General features: G+C 73.0%; 5 protein-coding genes. All 5 read left to right on the top strand.

Translation table 11 applies throughout. The annotated features are described in order from the left end of the window. On the top strand, positions 1-320 hold a 320-nt coding region (locus BKE38_RS32260; RefSeq protein WP_408887429.1), incomplete at its 5' end, for a hypothetical protein. Further along, entirely contained in the window at positions 317-1,339 is a 1,023-nt protein-coding gene (locus BKE38_RS19835; protein WP_076958988.1) for a FecCD family ABC transporter permease, read from the top strand. The genes BKE38_RS32260 and BKE38_RS19835, both read left to right, overlap by 4 nt. Continuing rightward, a complete protein-coding gene (locus BKE38_RS19840; RefSeq protein WP_076958989.1) occupies positions 1,336-2,121 on the top strand; it encodes a heme ABC transporter ATP-binding protein in 786 nt (261 codons plus the stop codon). Before BKE38_RS19835 ends, BKE38_RS19840 begins: the two co-directional genes overlap by 4 nt. A 140-nt stretch (positions 2,122-2,261) precedes the next feature. Continuing rightward, positions 2,262-4,268 (top strand): TonB-dependent receptor domain-containing protein, encoded by a 2,007-nt coding sequence (locus tag BKE38_RS19845; protein ID WP_076958990.1) that lies wholly within the window; start codon positions 2,262-2,264, stop codon positions 4,266-4,268. A 107-nt stretch (positions 4,269-4,375) separates the two neighbouring features. After that, positions 4,376-4,678, top strand: coding sequence for a hypothetical protein (locus tag BKE38_RS19850; RefSeq protein ID WP_076958991.1), 303 nt, complete (start codon positions 4,376-4,378; stop codon positions 4,676-4,678). Positions 4,679-4,830 lie beyond the last annotated feature (152 nt).

A 4,830-nucleotide genomic window follows, 5' to 3' on the forward strand; every position in this document is an offset into this window, starting at 1 on the left:
CAGCCGCCGGCGGCCGCAACGTGACCCAGGCCTTCCAGGGGTTCCGCCCGCTGTCGCCCGAGGCCGCCGCCGGGCTGGCGCCGGAGGCCATCCTGCTGATGGACCACACCCTGGCCGAGGCCGGCGGCCCGGCGGCGGTCGCCGCCCTGCCGGGCATCGCCCTGACGCCTGCGGCCCGGGCCGGGCGCATCCTGTCCGTCGCGGCCACCGACCTGGCCTTCGGCCCGCGCGCCGCCCAGGCGCGGCACCGGCTGCTGGCGGCGCTGCATCCGGGCCTGGGCCTGCCGGCGCTGCCGCCCCGTCCCTGGGCGCAAGGATGACCGCCTCCCGCCGCGTCCTGCTGCCGGGGGTCGCGCTGCTGCTGCTGGCGGCGCTGGCGGCCGGGCTGCTGCTGGGGCCGGCCCGGGTCGCGCCCGCCACCCTGCCGGCCTGGCTGGCCGACCGGCTGGGCTGGGCGCCGCTGCCGCCGTCGCTGCTCGGCGAGGCCGCCATCCTGGAGGCCATCCGCCTGCCGCGCGCGCTGATGGCGGCGATCATCGGCGGCGGGCTTGGGGCGGCGGGGGCGGTGATGCAGGGGCTGTTCCGCAATCCGCTGGCCGATCCGGGGCTGATCGGCGTCTCGGCCGGCGCGGCGCTGGCCGCCGTCGCCGCCATCGTGCTGGGCGGCGGGCTGGCCGGGCTCGGGCTCTGGCTGGTGCCGCTGGCGGCCTTCGCCGGCGGGCTGGCGGCGACGCTGCTGGGCCTCGCGCTGTCGCGCGACGGCGCCGGGCTGGATGCCGCGACCCTGCTGCTGGCGGGCATCGCCATCAACGCGCTCTGCGCCGCCGGCACCGGGCTGCTGGTCTTCCTGGCCGATGAGCGGCAGGTGCGCGACATCACCTTCTGGACCCTGGGCAGCCTTGCCGGCGTGCGCCTGGCGCAGCTGCCGGTGGCGCTGCTGCTGATCGCGGCGCCCGCTCTGGCGCTGCTCGCCCTGGCGCGGCCGCTGAATTCCTTCCTGCTGGGCGACGCGGAGGCCTTCTTCCTGGGCGAGCGCGTCCCGCAGGTGCGGCTGGCGGCGGTGCTGCTCTCGGCCATCGCGGTCTCGGCCGGGGTCGCGCTGACCGGGCTGGTCGCCTTCGTCGGCCTCGTGGTGCCGCATCTGCTGCGCCTCGCCGGCGCCCGCGACCACCGGCTGCTGCTGCCGGGCTCGGCGCTGCTGGGGGCGGCGCTGCTGCTGCTGGCCGATCTCGGCGCGCGCAGCCTGGCGGCACCCGCCGAGCTGCCGCTCGGCGTCGTCACCGCGCTGATCGGCGCGCCCTTCTTCCTGTGGCTGCTGCGGCAGGGTCGATCGGCATGATCGCTGTCGAGGCCTGCAGCTTCTCCCTCCGCGGCGCGCCGCTGCTGTCGCAGGTCAGCCTGGCGCTGCGCCCGGGCCGCGTCACCGCCATCGTCGGGCCGAACGGCGCCGGCAAGTCGACGCTGCTCGGGCTGATGGCCGGCGCGCTGCGGCCGACGGCCGGACGCGTCACCCTGGCAGGACAGGATCTGCGCGGCTGGACGCCGCAGGAGCTCGCCCGGCGCCGCGCCGTGGTCAGCCAGAAGGTGTCCGTCGCCATGCCGATGACGGTGCGGCAGGTGGTGACGCTGGGCCGCCAGCCCTGGCGCGCGACGCCCGCCCGCGCCGGCGACGCCGCTGCCGTCGCGGAAGCGATCTCGGCTGCCGGCATCACGCATCTTGCCGACCGCGACCATGCGGCGCTGTCGGGCGGCGAGCAGCAGCGCTGCCACTGGGCCCGCGCCCTGGCGCAGCTGGCGCCGATGCCGCTGGGCGGGCTGCTGCTGCTGGACGAGCCCACCGCCAGCCTCGATCTCGGCCATGCGGCGGCGCTGCTGCGGCGGCTGCGCGGGCTGGCCGCGGCGCAGGGCACCGGCATCGCCCTGGTGCTGCACGACCTGAACCAGGCGCGCTTCGTCGCCGACGAGGTCGTGCTGCTGGAGGCAGGCCGCATCGTCGCGCAGGGGAGCGCCGCCGAGGTGTTGCGGCCGCGGCTGCTCGAGCCGGTCTATGCGGTTCGTTTCCATGCCGTGGGCGACAGCATCCTCGCCGATTACGGGGCAGCGTTGCGCGACGCCGGCTGAGCCGCGCTTTCCGCGCCGCGCGCCGCTTTTCATGTTGATATTGATAATCACTCGCATATAAGCGGGAGCATGACCGCGAGCCGCCGGCGCCACCCGCCGCATGCGGCCCCGACGCCCGCTCCGAAGAAGGACCGACCCGCATGAGGACCACCCTGCATCAGCTGATGGCGAGCTCCGCCATGGCCGCGGCGCTTGCCGTCTCGGCGGCGGCTTTCGCCCCCCCGGCCTCCGCCCAGACAGCTGTCTCGATCCCGCAGGTCGACGTGCCCGCCGAGGCGGGCGAGGCCGGCAGCAACAGCAGCAGCATCGGCCGCGAGCGCCTGACCAGCGAGGGGGTCAACCGCATCGGCGACGTGCTGCGCACCATGCCGGGCGTCTTCACCCGCGAGAACGCGCAGCAGCCGGGGGTTGCCGTGAACATCCGCGGCTTCGAGGGCCAGGGCCGCGTGACCACCATGATCGACGGCGTGCGGCAGAATTTCCGCTTCACCGGGCATGAGGCCGGCGGCTTCACCTATGTCGACCCGAACCTGCTGGCCGGCATCGACGTGATGCGCGGCGCGGTGGTCGGCACCGGCGGCGGCGGCCTGGCGGGCAGCGTCAACCTGCGGACGCTGGATGTCGACGACGTGCTGCTGCCGGGCCGCCAGGCCAGCGTGCTGTCGCGGCTCGGCTGGGGCAGCAACGGCGTCGACTTCCACGAGATGATCGCCGGCGCCGCCAAGGTCGGCCCGGTCGGCATCGTCGGCGCAGTCAGCGGCCGGTCGTCGCGCAACTACCATGACGGCAGCGGCGATTCGGTCGCGGGCATCGGCCAGGACCTGATGTCGGGGCTGGTGAAGGGGCGGGTCGATCTGGGCGGCGGGCACAGCCTGGGCCTCGGCTTCGTCGCCTATGACAACGACTTCTTCGCCAATTCCTATGCCCAGACCGTCAACAACAGGACGGCGACGGCGAACTACCGCTACAACGCCGGCAACCCGCTGGTCGACCTGCGGATCAACGGCTTCTACAACGACCTGACGATGAAATACACCGGCGGCACCGGCAGCGCCGTCGGCCGCGTCATCGAGGATCAGGGCCTCGGCTTCGACGTCTCCAACACCTCGCGCTTCAGCCTGGGCGCGGTCAATGTCGTCAGCACCAACGGCGTCGAGTTCTTCCACGACGACGTCAGCTCGACCAATGGCGGCGTCAATCCGGGCAGAGGCACCGCCAGCCAGTGGGGGGTCTTCACCAACACCACCTTCAGCCATGGCATCTTCGAGCTGACGCCGGGGCTGCGCTACAACCACTATTCGCTGGAAGGCTCGGGCTATACCAGCACCCGCTTCGGCGCCTATGACGTCGATATCTCCAAGGGCTCGGTCGATCCGCGCATGACCTTGGCGGCCAATGTCACCCCCTGGCTGCAGCCCTATGTGACCTGGTCGCGCAGCCAGCGGGCGCCAACGCTGCAGGAGACCATGCTGGGCGGCGACCATCCCGGCGGCACCTCGGCCAGCTATATCCCGAACCCGAACCTGAGGCCGGAGACGCAGCAGGGCTGGGAATTCGGCGTCAACATCCATCGCCGCGGGCTGCTGCGCGACAATGACGCGCTGCGGGCACGTGCCGCCTATTTCGTCATGGATGTCGACGACTATATCGCCGCCCGCTACGTGACGTCGCAGCGCGTCTTCCAGAACACCAACATCGAGGGCACCACCAAGCAGCGCGGCTTCGAGGCGGAGGTCAGCTACGACGCCCGCATCGTCTTCGGCAGCCTGAGCTACACGCATATCGACAGCGACCTGCCGAGCCAGATGCCCGGCATCGGTGCCAGCCAGTACCTGCCGGACGACGTGGTCTCGGCCAGCCTGGGCGCCCGCTTCCTGGAGGAGCGACTGACCGTCGGCGCCCGCTATGACTATGTCTCGGGCGGCCTGGTCTCGGGCTTCAACAGCAGCTTCACGGGCCCGGCCGTGACCGACCGCCAGGACGGCTACCACCTGGTCGGCCTTTTCGCCTCGGCCAAGGTGACCGAGAATGTCGAGCTGAACGCCCGGGTCAGCAACCTGCTGGACGAGACATACGTGCCCTTCCTGAGCACCACCGGCAACGGCCAGGGCCGCACCTTCTATTTCGGCACGCAGCTGCGCTTCTGAGCGGCGGGACGGGAAGGGCGGCGCGGCCGCTTCCCTCACGGGGGCGCGAGCCCGGCAAACCGGCGGAGGGCTCGGCCGTTCCTGGCGGAAAGGAGTGTTGTTCCGCCATGTCCACCGAAGCCCGCGCCGAGACCCCGTTGCAAACCGCCGCCGCCGCGCTGACCGGCCGCGGCTTCCTGACCGACGAGCATGAGGTGGTCGACCGGCGCGGCCAGCTGGCCGCCGCGCCCGAGGCGCTGGAGCAGGCGCTGCGCCAGGCCGGCCATGCCACCCGGCTGCAGGGCATCACCCTGGAGCACCCCTCGCTCGGCCGCGTCGGCGCCGTCTGGAACCGCGACATCTTTGCCGACGAGGCCGCGGCGAAGGACGCCATCCGCAACTGGCTGGACGTGAACTTCGACCAGAGCTGACGCCAGGTCCGCGGTTCACGCCTGTCGGCCAGGCCGTCTCCGGTCGATCACAGGCTAGTTCCGCGCCGGCTCCGTCGGCGCCGGCCGCGCCGCGCCCGGGGTGATCGGCGGCGCGCTGCTGGCCATGGCAGTGGGGGCCATGGCCATGGGGG

It is taken from the genome of Teichococcus deserti, from assembly GCF_001982615.1.
Taxonomy (GTDB): domain Bacteria; phylum Pseudomonadota; class Alphaproteobacteria; order Acetobacterales; family Acetobacteraceae; genus Pseudoroseomonas; species Pseudoroseomonas deserti.

What these genes read in the sequence shown, in the direction of transcription:
- BKE38_RS19845 (WP_076958990.1), top strand. Translation starts at nt 2,262, where the DNA reads ATGAGGACCACCCTGCATCAGCTGATGGCGAGCTCCGCCATGGCCGCG.
- BKE38_RS19850 (WP_076958991.1), top strand. Translation starts at nt 4,376, where the DNA reads ATGTCCACCGAAGCCCGCGCCGAGACCCCGTTGCAAACCGCCGCCGCC.
- BKE38_RS19835 (WP_076958988.1), top strand. Translation starts at nt 317, where the DNA reads ATGACCGCCTCCCGCCGCGTCCTGCTGCCGGGGGTCGCGCTGCTGCTG.
- BKE38_RS19840 (WP_076958989.1), top strand. Translation starts at nt 1,336, where the DNA reads ATGATCGCTGTCGAGGCCTGCAGCTTCTCCCTCCGCGGCGCGCCGCTG.